Annotated in this window: 14 protein-coding genes; 7 read left to right on the top strand and 7 right to left on the bottom strand. The window is 64.8% G+C overall.

Annotated elements, in window-relative coordinates; translation table 11 throughout:
- Positions 1-22: 22 nt before the first annotated feature.
- The 5 genes from ACFVVK_RS02965 to pxpA are packed head-to-tail and all read right to left on the bottom strand — an operon-like array spanning position 23 to position 4,301.
- Positions 23-1,009, bottom strand: coding sequence for a biotin-dependent carboxyltransferase family protein (locus tag ACFVVK_RS02965; protein ID WP_390263230.1), 987 nt, complete (start codon positions 1,007-1,009; stop codon positions 23-25).
- Entirely contained in the window at positions 999-1,904 is a 906-nt protein-coding gene (locus tag ACFVVK_RS02960) for an allophanate hydrolase subunit 1 (protein ID WP_390263227.1), read from the bottom strand. Before ACFVVK_RS02960 ends, ACFVVK_RS02965 begins: the two co-directional genes overlap by 11 nt.
- Positions 1,901-3,253, bottom strand: a complete 1,353-nt coding sequence (locus ACFVVK_RS02955) for an acetyl/propionyl/methylcrotonyl-CoA carboxylase subunit alpha (protein WP_390263224.1) — start codon at positions 3,251-3,253, stop codon at positions 1,901-1,903. Before ACFVVK_RS02955 ends, ACFVVK_RS02960 begins: the two co-directional genes overlap by 4 nt.
- 2 nt (positions 3,254-3,255) lie before the next feature.
- A complete protein-coding gene (locus ACFVVK_RS02950; protein ID WP_091561899.1) occupies positions 3,256-3,495 on the bottom strand; it encodes an acetyl-CoA carboxylase in 240 nt (79 codons plus the stop codon).
- Positions 3,496-3,533: 38 nt separating this feature from the next.
- Positions 3,534-4,301, bottom strand: a complete 768-nt coding sequence (pxpA, locus tag ACFVVK_RS02945; RefSeq protein WP_390263222.1) for a 5-oxoprolinase subunit PxpA — start codon at positions 4,299-4,301, stop codon at positions 3,534-3,536.
- Positions 4,302-4,442: 141 nt separating this feature from the next.
- Here pxpA and ACFVVK_RS02940 point away from each other — a divergent pair, with 141 nt between their 5' ends.
- Positions 4,443-5,885: a PucR family transcriptional regulator gene (locus ACFVVK_RS02940; RefSeq protein WP_390263219.1), complete on the top strand. Its 1,443-nt coding sequence runs from the start codon at positions 4,443-4,445 to the stop codon at positions 5,883-5,885.
- A gap of 93 nt (positions 5,886-5,978) precedes the next feature.
- Here the strand turns inward: ACFVVK_RS02940 and ACFVVK_RS02935 are convergent, their stop codons facing one another.
- Positions 5,979-7,004, bottom strand: coding sequence for a LacI family DNA-binding transcriptional regulator (locus ACFVVK_RS02935; RefSeq protein ID WP_390263216.1), 1,026 nt, complete (start codon positions 7,002-7,004; stop codon positions 5,979-5,981).
- Between the two features lie 287 nt (positions 7,005-7,291).
- Between ACFVVK_RS02935 and ACFVVK_RS02930 the strand changes: the two genes are divergently transcribed.
- The 6 genes from ACFVVK_RS02930 (at position 7,292) to ACFVVK_RS02905 (ending at position 12,612) form a co-directional block, all read left to right on the top strand.
- Positions 7,292-8,317 carry an asparaginase gene (locus tag ACFVVK_RS02930; protein ID WP_390263214.1) on the top strand — a complete coding sequence of 342 codons (1,026 nt, stop codon included), beginning with the start codon at positions 7,292-7,294 and terminating at the stop codon, positions 8,315-8,317.
- A gap of 64 nt (positions 8,318-8,381) precedes the next feature.
- Positions 8,382-9,272: a polysaccharide deacetylase gene (locus tag ACFVVK_RS02925; RefSeq protein WP_390263211.1), complete on the top strand. Its 891-nt coding sequence runs from the start codon at positions 8,382-8,384 to the stop codon at positions 9,270-9,272.
- Entirely contained in the window at positions 9,269-10,657 is a 1,389-nt protein-coding gene (locus ACFVVK_RS02920) for an MFS transporter (protein WP_390263208.1), read from the top strand. Before ACFVVK_RS02925 ends, ACFVVK_RS02920 begins: the two co-directional genes overlap by 4 nt.
- Positions 10,647-11,414, top strand: a complete 768-nt coding sequence (locus ACFVVK_RS02915; RefSeq protein WP_390263206.1) for an SDR family NAD(P)-dependent oxidoreductase — start codon at positions 10,647-10,649, stop codon at positions 11,412-11,414. Before ACFVVK_RS02920 ends, ACFVVK_RS02915 begins: the two co-directional genes overlap by 11 nt.
- Before the next feature lie 33 nt (positions 11,415-11,447).
- Entirely contained in the window at positions 11,448-12,170 is a 723-nt protein-coding gene (locus tag ACFVVK_RS02910; protein WP_390263203.1) for an SDR family NAD(P)-dependent oxidoreductase, read from the top strand.
- Positions 12,171-12,243: 73 nt separating this feature from the next.
- Positions 12,244-12,612, top strand: a complete 369-nt coding sequence (locus ACFVVK_RS02905; protein ID WP_390263200.1) for a hypothetical protein — start codon at positions 12,244-12,246, stop codon at positions 12,610-12,612.
- 105 nt (positions 12,613-12,717) lie between these two features.
- Here ACFVVK_RS02905 and ACFVVK_RS02900 read toward each other — a convergent pair whose 3' ends face one another.
- Positions 12,718-13,380, bottom strand: a complete 663-nt coding sequence (locus tag ACFVVK_RS02900) for an FMN-binding negative transcriptional regulator (RefSeq protein ID WP_390263198.1) — start codon at positions 13,378-13,380, stop codon at positions 12,718-12,720.
- Positions 13,381-13,427: the final 47 nt, after the last annotated feature.

The raw sequence follows: 13,427 nt of genomic DNA, 5'->3' as shown, positions 1-13,427 counted from the left end.
ACGACTGATTTTTGACCCCGGGTCAGCTGCCTGCGCCGATGGCCGCCCGGGCCTTCCTCTTGAGCTTGGCGAGTTCCATGCGCGCCGCAAGGGCATCGTCCATGCTGACGGCCACGAATCTGGTCGACGTGCCCGGCGCAGCTCGGGCCAGCAGATCCATGTCGGCGCTGATGACCGTGCCCACCATGGCGTAACCACCGCCGGAGACGGCATCGCGGTGCAGGATGATGGGTTGCGTGCCCCCAGGGATCTGGATGGACCCGACGGCGTATCCGGCATCCACGATGTTGGACGGGTCGGAGCCGGCGCCGAAGGGCTGCTCCCGTTCTTTCCACTTCACTCCGGGGCCCGAGTACCTCAGCCCCATCCGGTCAGCCACCGGGGTCACCTTCCACTCGCCGTTCAGGAGGTTGTCCAGTCCTTCGTCGGTGAGCCGGTGGTCATACAGGCCAAGCACAATCCTGACAACCTGTTCCTTCGCGAACACGGGACGGAATTCGTCCGGAAGCGCCTCGGCGTCGGGTACAGCCCCGGCGTTGACCGGAACGCCAACCGGAACCTGGTCACCGGCCTCCAGTTTGCGGCCCTGGAATCCGCCGATTGCGCCCAAGCTGTAGGTGGACCGGCTGCCGAGCACCTCGGGAACATCCATGCCTCCCTGGACCGCGATGTAGTAGCGCGTGCCCCCACGGATGACCCCGAAGCTGAGCTCATCGCCGGCGTGCAGTTGTAACCGGGTCCACTGGGGCCGGGTTTCGCCGTTGATCTTAACGTCAACTGGTGCCCCCGTGACGGCGATGACGGCGTCCATGTCGGTGGTCAACACCGGGCCAAGGTACGTGCATTCAAGGACGGCCTCCTTAGCAGTGTTACCCACCAGGGCGTTGCCGAGTTCGGCGGAGTATTGGTCCATCGAGCCGCTTTGCGGGATGCCCACGTTGTAGTGGCCCGTGCGTCCCTGGTCCTGGACTGTGGTGGCCAGGCCGGGGGTCTTGATCTTAAACGCCATTGAGGGCCTCCATGAGTTCCTGGTTGTAGCCTTCGGGATCCGCCAGTGCCTTGGCCAGATCAAATGTCACGGGCACCTGCCGGTAGCGGAACGTCCCGACGGAGATCTCAGCCTGGATGTCGTTATATTCGGACTCGGTGACCGGCTTGAATTTCACGATGTCGCCCGGTTTGAAGAAGACCATGAAGTCCTTGAAGTCGGCCAGAGTCTGGGCGGGTTCGAAGATCGGCGCGGCAGCGACCCCGAACATCTGGTAGCCCCCGGCCCCCCGCACGGAGTAGATGCAGCCGAAGCAGCCCCCGTGGCCTACGGTCAGTTTGGGGGTGTCCGTGCGGGGACTCAAGTACTTGGGTACTTCCAGTTGTTTCTCCCGCTCCACCAGCTGGAAGAGGAACGGCAGGCCGGCGACGAATCCAACCATGGAGACAAGCCACGGTTGCTCGTGGTGGCGTTGGATGAATTCGGCGGCATCCTCGAGGTTGTTGACCTTGGCCGCGTAGTCAATGTCCGTGCCGCCGGGCTCCTGATGGAATCCTTCGCGGAATCGTTCGGCCACCTCTGCCGTGAATGGATCGTCGTACCAGACCGGGACTTCGATGATCCGGGTGTCCAGCGCATGATCGTGATGGTGAGCCAGGTCCCCTTCAATCGTCCGGACGGTCTCTTCAAGGGTCGACGGCGGCAGGACGTCGGGGTCAAACCTCACCAGCAGCGAAGCGTTGGCAGGGCAGACGTCCACAATGCCCGGCAGTTGCATGGCCGAAAGCTTCGCGGCGATGGACATCACCCTAAAGTTCGCCGCCAGGCTCATGGACTCGGAAACCTCAACGAACAGGAATTCGTCTCCGCCCCAGGTGTAACGGGCCTCCAACACAGCGGTTTCCGGACTAGTCATTGGGACTCCATCAGATCGTCGGCGGTTTCTATGAACTTCGAGTGGTGCTTGACGGCGCTGAATTCGAGCCGGTCCAGCAGCTTCTTCAACACCGGAATCGTCGTCTTGACCCCTTCGACCCGGGTCCCGTAAAGCGCCTCCAGCGCCCCTTCAATGGCGGCCTCGCGGGTGTCCTTGTGGACAATGAGCTTTGCGAGCATGGAATCGTAGTACGGGCTGACCGTGGATCCTGCCTCCACGCCGGCGTCAACCCGGATCCCATCGCCTGCAGGCCATTCCAAGGCCGTGATGAGGCCCGGGCTGGGGAAGAAATTGTTGTGCGGGTCCTCGGCATTGATGCGGCACTCGATGGCATGGCCGCTGAATTGAATGTCCTCCTGCCGGACCGACATGGACCCGGTGGAGGCAATGAGCAGCTGCTCGCGGACCAGGTCAACACCGGTGATCTCCTCCGTGATCGGGTGCTCAACCTGGATGCGGGTGTTCATTTCGATAAACGCCGCTTCATGCTTGACCGGGTCGTAGAGGAATTCAACCGTTCCGGCGCCGCTGTAGCCGCACTCGCGGGCGAGTTCCACAGAGGATTCCCGGATCCTCTGGCGGACGTGGTCCGGGAGATCCGGAGCCGGTGCTTCTTCAATGACCTTCTGGGAGCGCCGTTGCATGGAGCAGTCGCGGTCTCCGAGATGGATGAAGTTTGTGCCGTCACCGAGGACCTGCACCTCCACATGACGGGCATGCTGGACAAAACGTTCGAGGTAAACCGTCGGATCACCGAAGACGGAGGCCGCTTCGCCGCGCGCCATCTCGATGATTTCCAGAAGCTCGTCCTCGCCGTGAACAAACCGGATGCCCCGGCCGCCGCCGCCGGCGGAGGCTTTGACGACGAGCGGATAGCCGATGCCGCGCGCCACTTCTACGGCGTCGGCCGCAGGATCGAGGGGGCCATCCGAGCCGCGGAGCACGGGGACGCCTGCCTTCCGGGCGGATTCCCTCGCCATGGACTTGTTGCCCATCACCGTGATCGCATCCGCGTCCGGCCCCACCCAGATCAGGCCAGCATCTGCGACCCTACGGGCGAAGGCCGCATTCTCGGACAGGAATCCGTAGCCTGGGTGGACGGCATCGCAACCGTTGTCCAAGGCTGCGGTGATGATGGCCTCTTGGTTCAGGTAGCTGGCCGGCGCGGGAGCCGGGCCCACCACGACGACGTTGTCGGCTGTGCGCGCGGCCAGCGATCCGGCGTCGGCCTCACTGGCCACCGCGAGTGTCTCGATACCCATTTCGCGGGCGGTCCGGGCAATGCGCACAGCGATCTCGCCGCGGTTGGCGATGAGTAGTTTCTTCACGGCTAACCTTCACGGACGATGACGATTGCATCGCCTGGGTTGACCATGTCGCCCTCGTTGACCTCAAAGGACTCCAGGGTGCCGGCCACGTCGGATTGGATTTCGGTGAACTGTTTCATGATTTCGATAATGCCGAGGGTCTGTCCCACCTCTATAGCGTCGCCCTCGTTGGCGAACGGCGGCTTGCCAGGGCCGGGCTTGCGGTAGAAGACGCCGGGGAGCGGGGAAACGATGGTTGCCACGGGGTGCTCTCTTTCAGATGGTTGGATAGATCGGGTGTTCAGCCGAGGACCGCACGCACCGCGGTGGCCACTGCAACAGAATTGGGTGCATCGGAGTGGACGCAGATGCTTCGGAACTGGATGTCCAGCTCGGTACCGTCAACAGCGAGAACGGGCCTGCCCGCCAGCGCCCTGCTGACACGCTCGGCGGCGGCCCCGGGATCGGTGGGCGCCGGGCGGCGCTGGATCAGCAGCTCACCGGCCGGACCGTAATTCAGGTCGACATAGAGTTCGGGCACGAACTCGACCCCCATGGCGCGGCACACGCTTTCGTGGGCGGTCCCCGCGAGCCCGAAAAACGGAACGCCGAACTGCAGGGCAGTACCTGCGGCGGCCTGCATCAGTTCCTCGTCGCCGGCCAGCATCCCGTAGAGGGCACCGTGTGGTTTGATGTGGTTCAGTCCCAGCCCGTGCTTTGCAAGGAACGCCGTCAGGGCGCCGGTCTGGTACAGGATGATCGACTCGACCTCGCCCGGGGTGAGCACCATTCGGCGGCGTCCGAACCCCACAAAGTCCGGCAGGCCGGGGTGCGCGCCGACCGCCACGCCGTGCTCGGCAGCCAAGGCTACGGTCCGTTCCATGACGTCGGGATCGCCCGCGTGATAACCGCAGGCCACGTTGGCGACGTCGATGATGCGCATGAGTTCTTCGTCGTTGCCGAACTCGTGGAGACCGAGGCCTTCGCCCATGTCGGAGTTCAAAAGCACCCGTTTCTGCTTGTCGGGAGGCGTGCGGGTAGCGGGGGAGGAGGGCGTGTCGGAAGTCACATTTCTTTGCATGGGTGCCACGCTACTCAGCATTTCAGGTGGCCGGTATTGGGCAGCTCGCTGAATCTGTAGGCGTGAATTATGGTTATTGCACTGTCCAACACTGTTCGGCGGCGCGGGCCCGCCATATTGGAGGGTTTCGTGCGAATTGCGGACTTGGCGGACGACGATGATCTCAACATTCGACTTCGTGTCCCGGGCGGCGAGGGCCGCTTGGCCCGGCCCATCACCTGGTGCGCTCCAACCGAACATATGGACCCCACGCCCTTCCTCAGCGTGAATGCCCTTGTGCTGACCAACGGCATGGGCCTGAATGTCAAGGACTTCAGGATCTGGGACGCCTACGTGGAGCGGCTGTGTTCCGTGCCCGTTACCGGGCTGGTGTTCGGCTTGGGCGCCGCACACAGCGAATTGCCGGCCGGATTGCTCCTGGCCTGCGAGGCGCACGGCCTGCCGCTGCTTGAGCTCCCGCCGGAGGTGCCCTTTGTCCTGGTCATGCGGCATGTGGAGCAGGTCATCGCGGCCGAGCGCTATGAGGAACTGCGCAAAGGCTGGGAGCTTGCGGATGAGTGCACCCGGCTGGCGGCAAACGGCCGTTCCCTGGCGGAGGTTCTGGCGAAGGTGGCGGATGCTGTCAATGCAAGAGTGGCCGTCATCGATCACAATGCATTCGAGCTGGTCTCCGCCGGTGCGGCGCACGGGGGGACAGCGCGGACGGCGCTGCGCCTGCCCAGCGGCGAATCCGAGCAATTCAGGCTGTCCATCGAGGGGATCGGGAGCAGCATTGTGCTGCAACCCATTTTGGGTCCTGTGGCCGCCGTCATCGCCATGCAGCTGAGCTATACCCTCGGATCCCATTCGCCTCTGCATTCCCGGGAAGCGGCACGATTCATGGAGGCCCTCTATGAAGACCGGGGCGAGCCGTCCGCTCCGCTGCGCCGCTACGCCATCGAGTCCGGGTTCGATCCTGACGGCGACTGGGGCGCGGTGCTCATCGGCGGCTCAGAAGACGTGGCGCCCGCAAAACTGCGGGCCATCGCATGGCGCGCCCGGGTTGGGCTGCAGGCGGGTTTTGGCACGGTGAGGTTCATGGAAGAAGCCGGGCTTACAACTCTTCTGCTGCAGCACGGGCACGCAGCGGCCGACCTGATTGGCGCCGTCCGGGAATTCTTTGGGGACGCCCCGGAACTCTCGGTCATCGTCTCGGAACCCGCGGGTCTCAGCGAACTGCCGCTGGCGCTTCAGCTTGCCCGCCGCCACGTCGGAAGGCCCGGCGTGCACCAGGCGCCGGTGGCCGATCTCGCCGGCATCGTGCAGGGGTTGCCGAGCCCGGGACTGGTGGCAATGTGCCGGCGGCTTCTGGCTCCGCTGGCCGACGGCGGCAGCTCCCTGCGGGAGACGTTCGACGCGTACCTGCGCCACAGCGGGAATTCCGCGAAAATCTGTGACGAGCTGTTTATCCACCGGAATACGCTCAGTTACCGCCTGCGGAAAATTGAGGAGCTGCTGAAACTGGACCTCTCCGATGGCGAAGTCCGGGCCACCTACATGCTCGCCCTCGGAATCGTTGCGGCCCCCCGCTAGGGACATTGTGCAGGCTGCAAGAAAATCGGCATCAATCTTCGGCGACCAATTCTGCTGACCAGAGGTCCCCTTGCCGCGTCATGCTGCGTTGGGTCAGGCGCTGCTTTCCCGCACGCACAAGGACGGTTCCAGCCTCACGGAATCGACGTGTTCGCCATTCAGCACGCGCTTGAGGAGCTGCACTGCCGTCCGCCCGATATCCAGCATGGGCGAGCGGACCGAGGACAGCGGGATAGGCAGCTCCGCGGCCAAGGAGGTGTCGTTGAAACCAACCACCGCAACGTCGTGGCCGACGCTGATGCCGTGCGACCGCAGAGCTCCCATTGCGCCGATCGCCGCGAAGTCATTGACGGCGAACAACGCAGTCGGATGGGGACTGCAGTGGGCCAGGATGGTCTCGGCCGCCTCCCGTCCTCCGGCGGTATCGAAGCGGGACCACACCACGCCGTCCCTGGGGATCGTCCCGCCCAGCGCGCTCCAGCGGTCCACGAAACCGGCCGTCCGGTCGACGGCCGTGCTGGCATAGGGCTCGCCGGCGATCACGGCGACATTGCGGTGCCCCTTGCTCCATAGGTGGTCGGCCACAAGCTTGCCGCCAAGGACGTCGTCGCACGTGGCGGACGGGAAGCCCTGGACTCGGCGGTTCATGAGCACGAAGGGCACCTTGCGGGCGGTCAACTCCCGCAGCAGACCGCTGTCCAGGTGTGCGTCGCCAATGATCAGCCCGTCCACCCGCCGGGCCAGCATGGACTCCGTCTTGCGGCGTTGTTCCTCCGGGTCGTCACGGGAATTCATGACAAACGTGGAGTAACCGAGCTGCGCGGCGGCCTCGTCAATGCCCTCGTACATGATCGCCAGGACGAGGTCCGAAAGCCGGGGAACGATTACGCCCATGAGGCGGGTGCGTCGCGTCCGCAGGCCGGCGGCCTGCGGGTCGGGGGAGTAGCCCCGCTTCCGCGCCAGCTCGCGTACGCGTTCCGCCGTAGCGGCGGATGCAGCGCCCCGGGCCACTTCGGAGCCGGAGTGCAGGATCCTGGAAACGGTCGACGGGTGGATGCCGAGCTCGTTCGCGAGATCTTTCAGCGTGACGGTGCGGCCACCGGCCGTGCTCTCATTCATTGGATTCCCTGCCTCAGCTCAAAAGGTCGTCACCACCAAGATTGCCTGATGATCGGGGGCTCCCTGGTCCAGGAACCCTTGACGTGGCGCACCTCACATTTTATAGTTTTTTCTGTCACTTACCCAATCGATTGGGTAGAGATTCCGCCGTTGCCCGGCAGTGGATTGTTGAAGACCTTGAAGCTTCCGGAACCATCTGCGGGACGCATCGGGAATAACTCTCGGCCCGCAACCCAATCGATTGGGTATGCGGATTGACTGGGAAAGACCAAAACAACGGAGTGGACATGACTGTCACCGATTCGGTTGGCCCGCACGTGGTGCTGTTGGCCACGGGAGGAACAATTTCCTCCCGTGAGTCCGAGGCTGGAGGAGCCGCCGTCGCCTCCGACACGGGGGAGCAGGTATTTGCCAGCATGGGGGTGCCGGCCGCGCATCCGGTCCGGGTTGTCGATGTTTTCCGGAAGGGTTCTTACCTCCTGACAATCGACGACATGATCGAAATCAGCGCCAGGATCCGGCAAGTCCTGGCCGACCCGCAGGTGCTGGGCGTCGTGGTCACCCACGGTACGGACACCATGGAGGAGACTGCTTTCCTCGTTGATCTCACCCACGATGATCCACGTCCGGTCGTGTTCACCGGCGCACAGCAGGCGGCCGACACCGAGTCCCCGGACGGCCCCGCCAACCTCTCCCGCGCCATCGCCGTCGCCGGCTCCCCGCAGGCTCGGGGAATGGGGGTCCTGCTGGCGTTCGCCGGGAGCATCTTTCCGGCGACCGGCGTCCGGAAGAGCCACACGACCCGGCTTGATGCGTTTGCCAACCCGGATTTCGGAAGCGCGGGTTCGGTCTCCGATTCCGGGGAGGTCACGATCCGTGCGGCACGGCCCGGACTTCCTCCGTTACCGTTGCCGCCGCCGGGCGAAGAGGCCGGCTCTCCGCGGGTGGACCTCATCGCGGCCTACCCCGGGGCCGATTCCACCCTCTTGCTGGCCAGCCTCCACGCGGGGGCGGCAGGAATTGTGCTCCAGGGGACGGGAACGGGCAACGCCAACCGAGTACTTTGCCGGGAAGTCGCCAACGCTACAGCTAACGGCGTCGTCGTCGTGACAAGCACCCGCGTGGAAGCCGGTGCCGTGGTGCCCCGGTATGGCGACGGCGGCGGCGAGGACCTGCGCGCCGCCGGAGCCATCCCCTCCGGGCTGCTCAGGCCATCCCAGTCACTCGTCCTGCTGAGTCTTCTGCTCAGGCTCGGCACACCCGCGGACCGGATTGCGGAGACCTTTGTCCGCCGCGGCGTGGCCGCCGTCTAGGTCCGGCCCGAAACCAAACTTCACCCACCAACCTCAACAACAAAGCGCAGTGAAAGGTGATCTCATGACCAAGGACATCCAAGTCGCGTTCGGCGTGGACGTGGACGCTGTTGCCGGGATGCTCGGCTCCTATGGGGGCGAGGACTCGCCCTGCGATATCTCCCGCGGCCTGTTTAGCGGTGAGGTCGGCGGCCCGCGCCTCATCCGTCTCTTCGAGAAGTACGGCCTGCCGGCCACCTGGTTCGTGCCTGGCCACTCGATTGAGACCTTTCCGGACCTGACGCGGATGATTGTCGACGCCGGGCACGAAATCGGCGTGCACGGCTACTCACACGAAAACCCCATCGCCATGACCCGTGAGCAGGAGACAGCCATCCTGGACCGGTCGATCGAACTCATTGAAAAAGTGTCCGGTCGCCGTCCCACGGGCTACGTCGCCCCCTGGTGGGAATTTTCCCCGGTCACCAACGAGATCCTCCTCGAACGCGGGATCAAGTACGACCACTCCCTGATGCACCGCGATTTCGAACCCTACTATGTGCGCGTCGGCGACAGCTGGAAGAAGATCGACTACACCAAGGCCGCCGACACCTGGATGGAGCCGCTCGTCAGGGGCCACGAAACCGACCTCGTCGAGATCCCGGCCAACTGGTACCTGGACGACCTTCCGCCAATGATGTTCATCAAGGCGGCCCCGAACTCCCACGGCTTCGTCAGCCCCAGGGACATCGAACAAATGTGGCGCGACCAGTTCGACTGGGTCTACCGGGAAATGGACCAGGCCGCCTTCACCATGACCATCCACCCGGACGTCTCGGGCCGCCCCCAGGTTCTGCTCATGCTCGAGCGCCTCATCGAACACATCAACTCCCACGACGGCGTCAGCTGGCTGACGTTCGATCAGATCGCGGACTCGTTCCTCGCCCGCAGCCCCCGAAAGGAAAACCAGTCATGACCATCCAGCAGCCGGCCGTCGACCTGACGCAACCCGGACCCAACGAGAAACGCCGCTTCCCGGTCTTCTCCAAGCACCACACAACCACCGCCACCGTGCTCGCGCTGTGTGCCTGGACCGTGGCCGTGTTCGACTTCGGACTTTTCGGCACCCTCCTGCCGGCCATGCAGCAGGAATTCGGCTGGACCGCGACCGAGGCCTACGCACTCAACACCTGGATCGCCGTCGGCACCGCCATCGTCTGCTTCGGCATCGGCCCCGTCATTGACCGACTCGGGCGCCGCAAGGGCATGATGACCACCATCGGCGGAACCGCGATTGTCTCCGGCCTAACGGCCCTGATCCCGACCGGAATCCCGTTCCTCAGCAACGGCCTGCTGGTGCTCGTCCGTTCCTTCGGTGGGCTCGGATTCTCGGAGCAGGCCGTCAACGCGACCTACATGAACGAGGTTTACCAGGTCACCGAAGTCGCCGACAAGCGCAAGCGCCCCGGCTTCCACTACTCCTTCATCCAGGGTGGCTGGCCGCTGGGCTTCCTCCTCGCCAGTGCCCTCGCCCTCGTCTTCCTTCCGTCCCTTGGCTGGCGTGCCCTCTACCTGATGGCGTGCGTTCCGGCAGCAATCATCGTGTGGGTCATCTCCAAGAAGCTCAGGGAGACGCCCCAGTTCGAACTGCACCACAAGCTGACCCAACTCGAGAAGGGCGGCAAGACCGAGGAAGCCCACTCCCTGGCCCACGCATTCGGCGTCGAGCACTCCTCCGCGGCCCCGCTCAAGCGCATCTGGGAGCCGCACCTGCGCCGGAACACGATCGTCTTCTCCCTGGCCTGGATCTTCAACTTCTTCGGCATCCTGATCTTCAGCATTCTCGGCAGTTCCGTCCTGAAGAACGCCAAGGGTGTGGAACTTTCCGATGCCTTCTGGATGCTGATCGTCATCAACGGTCTGGCGTACTTCGGCTACGTCTTCCACGGGTGGCTCGGTGACAAGATCGGCCGGAAGCGGACGATCATCGGCGGCTGGATTCTCTCCGGCATTTCGTTCACCATCATGCTCAGCCCGCTCGCCGAGAGCTCCTTCATGATCATCGCGACCTACGGCGCCGGACTGTTCTTCCTGGTCGGACCTTACGCCGCGATCCAGTACTTCATGGCCGAGTGCTACCCCGTCAGTTGCCGTGCCACCGGCACCGCCTTCATCGGCGCCATGAGCCAGCCCGGCACCATTCTCGGCGGTGCCCTCTTCACGGCAGCAGCCGCCAGCGCAGGAACCGGTGCTGCCGCCCTGTGGGTCGGCGCGGCCGGAACGCTGTTCTCCGGTCTCCTGATGATCGCCGCGAAGCCGCCGGCCGAGGCACTGCTCGAGGATCACCCCCATGACGCCTGAGAGCAGGGTGGCCGTGATCACAGGAGCGGCCAGCGGCATTGGACGGGCCCTCGCGGTCCACTACGCCCAGCGCGGCGTACATTCAGTGATCGGGACCTTTCCCGGTGACCCGCACGACCCCGAAGAAACCCTTCGCCTGGTCAAGAACGAAGGCGGCCAGGGGGTCGTCCACGAAGTGGATGTCCGCAGTACCCCATCCGTCGACGCTTTCGCCCAACGCGCGGTCGACGAATACGGCCGTCTGGACTATGCGGTGGCCAACGCCGGAATCCTGCGCAACTCGCCGCTGGACCAGATGACGGATGAGCGCTGGCACGACATGCTCGACGTCGACCTCACCGGCGTGCTGAGGACCCTGCGCGCAGGGTCTGCGAAGATGACCGGCGGCGGCGCAATGGTTGCCGTGTCCTCGATTGCCGGCGGCGTCTACGGCTGGGAGGAACATGCCCACTATGCCGCCGCCAAGGCCGGTGTCCTCGGGCTGGTCCGCAGCGTCGCCGTCGAGCTGGGGCCACGCGGCATCCGTGCCAACGCCGTGATCCCGGGACTCATCGAAACCCCCCAGTCTCTGGACCCGGTGAATTCCCTAGGGCCCGAGGGTTTGCGGCGCGCCGGGCAGGAGATCCCCTGGGGCCGCGTCGGCCGGCCTCAGGAGGTGGCCAGCGTTATCGGCTTCCTGACCTCCGACGACGCGGTCTATGTTACGGGGCAGTCGCTGATCGTCGACGGCGGTCTCACCATCAAGATGCGTGCCTGAAAGGCGCGGAGGAATAAGCACGGAGGAATAAGAATGAACAACCCTGACGCCTCCCGTTTCGCGGAGGGCCGCGCCGTAGTGGTCACGGGCGGGGCCAGTGGCATCGGCAAGGCCATCGCTGACGTCTTCACCGCCAACGGCGACAGAGTCGCGGTCCTGGACAGGTCGGGGGTGGCGGGAAACATCGCCGTCGACGTCTCCGATGAGGCAAGCGTCAAGGCGGCCTTCGCCGCCGCACGCTCCGAGCTGGGGACCATCGACGTTCTCGTGAACAGCGCGGGCCTGCTGACGGAATCGCCGCTCGAAGACATGACGCTGGCCATGTGGAACGAAACGATTGCCGTGGACCTGACAGGGGTGTTCCTGTGTTGCCGTGAGGTGGTGGGCGCGATGCGGCAGCAAAGGTGGGGCCGCATCATCAACATCGCGTCCCAGCTGGCCATCAAGGGCGGCACCGGCCTCAGCCACTACAGTGCAGCCAAAGCCGGCGTCGTAGCACTGTCTAAAGCCCTGGCCCTCGAAACCGCCGCCGACAACGTGCTCGTCAACAGCATCGCCCCCGGTCCCATCGAAACGCCCCTGGTTGACGGGATCTCCGAGGAGTGGAAGGCGGCGAAGCGTGCCGGACTCCCTTTGCTCCGTTTTGGGCTGCCGGCCGAGGTCGCGCCTACGGCGCTGCTTCTCGCCAGCGACCCGGGCGGGAACCTGTACGTCGGCCAGACGCTGGGACCAAATTCCGGCGACGTGATGCCATAGGAGAGCCGGTCACATGTGCGGTGCCTGCGGACGAAGCGTGGTGCACGATCCCGTCCTGGGAACGGTTCGAACAATGCGGCAGCACCTCATCGTCGCCCAAACGATCAACAGTGTCTGCCGGTCATGGCCGGGAGCCCCGAAAGTGGGCGCCACCAGCGGCGGCTGGCTGGTCTCGGGACCAACGGGAGCCACGGAAGCAGTCTCGACCGTGGAAGCCCTGTGGTCCGCTGTTCTGCGGAGTGGGCCCGAAGCATGGGTGCAGGAGCTGCACCACGCCGCGGACGGACCTGGTGTTTCGGCCGGTTCCGGTGCCTCCACGGACGCCGGTCGCCTGGAGGTCATAGCGGACATGGACCAGGCAGGCGCGGAGGCGCGGGATCTGTCCTCCCGGGTCCTGAAACTCGGGCAGTACATGAATATCGCAAGGAAAACGGTCCTGTGACAGGGAAAAGGTCCGGCGCTGCGGGGATCCCCGCAGCGCCGGACCTTTCACGTGTCGCCGTTCCGAAAGCGCAGCAAAAAGCAGGACTCGAACGCCGGTCCGGGTTCAGGCCGGGGGCTGGGGCAGATCACCGGCCTGCCGACGCGCCTGTGGGCGGGCCTTCTCGACGTCGGCAGCGCTTGCCCTCTGCCCGCGGGCCCGCAGCCCCGTCACCACCCCGTCGATATCGGCGTCGGGCCGGTTCTGGCTGAGTTTGTGTTTCGCCTCGATCCGGGTGATCAGAAGCTCGACGCCGACGATCGCCCGCAGCTGCCCGGCGATGTAGCGCTCCGGAGCGTCGTCGACACTCCAGGGGTGCTCGGAGCCGGCTTCGTTGTGATCGCTCAGCCGCCTCACATGGCTGGCGAGCCAGGCCGGATCGTCGTGGATGAAGAGGTTGCCGTACACGTGGGCGGTGGAATAGTTCCAGGTCGGAACGACGCGTCCATGCTCTGCCTTGGATGCGTACCACGAGGGTGAAATGTAGGCGTCCGCGCCTTGGACGATGACGAGCGATTCGCCGAGCGCTGGTTCTGACCACTGGGGGTTGTTGCGCGCGAGGTGGCCGTGCAATGCGCCGTGTTCACCCGCTGCGGGGTCAAAGATAAACGGCAGCAGTGTGGCAAGCATTCCGCTGGGGGTCGCGGTGATGAGGTTGGCAGCGGCGGGGCGACCCAGCAGGTCCTGGACCGAATCGGGGCTGGCGGCGAAGTGTGCGGGGATGTACACGGAGGTCTTCCGTTCAGGTAGGGGATAGGGGATCGGGGATCGGGTGC

This window comes from Arthrobacter sp. NPDC058192, from assembly GCF_042883665.1.
Classification (GTDB): Bacteria; Actinomycetota; Actinomycetes; order Actinomycetales; family Micrococcaceae; genus Arthrobacter.
The sequence above is the reverse complement of the archived record's forward strand: the minus strand, read 5'-3'. Positions and strand labels throughout refer to the sequence as shown.

What these genes read in the sequence shown, in the direction of transcription:
- ACFVVK_RS02965 (WP_390263230.1), bottom strand. Translation starts at nt 1,009, where the DNA reads ATGGCGTTTAAGATCAAGACCCCCGGCCTGGCCACCACAGTCCAGGAC.
- ACFVVK_RS02960 (WP_390263227.1), bottom strand. Translation starts at nt 1,904, where the DNA reads ATGACTAGTCCGGAAACCGCTGTGTTGGAGGCCCGTTACACCTGGGGC.
- ACFVVK_RS02935 (WP_390263216.1), bottom strand. Translation starts at nt 7,004, where the DNA reads ATGAATGAGAGCACGGCCGGTGGCCGCACCGTCACGCTGAAAGATCTC.
- ACFVVK_RS02930 (WP_390263214.1), top strand. Translation starts at nt 7,292, where the DNA reads ATGACTGTCACCGATTCGGTTGGCCCGCACGTGGTGCTGTTGGCCACG.
- ACFVVK_RS02925 (WP_390263211.1), top strand. Translation starts at nt 8,382, where the DNA reads ATGACCAAGGACATCCAAGTCGCGTTCGGCGTGGACGTGGACGCTGTT.
- ACFVVK_RS02920 (WP_390263208.1), top strand. Translation starts at nt 9,269, where the DNA reads ATGACCATCCAGCAGCCGGCCGTCGACCTGACGCAACCCGGACCCAAC.
- ACFVVK_RS02915 (WP_390263206.1), top strand. Translation starts at nt 10,647, where the DNA reads ATGACGCCTGAGAGCAGGGTGGCCGTGATCACAGGAGCGGCCAGCGGC.
- ACFVVK_RS02910 (WP_390263203.1), top strand. Translation starts at nt 11,448, where the DNA reads ATGAACAACCCTGACGCCTCCCGTTTCGCGGAGGGCCGCGCCGTAGTG.
- ACFVVK_RS02905 (WP_390263200.1), top strand. Translation starts at nt 12,244, where the DNA reads ATGCGGCAGCACCTCATCGTCGCCCAAACGATCAACAGTGTCTGCCGG.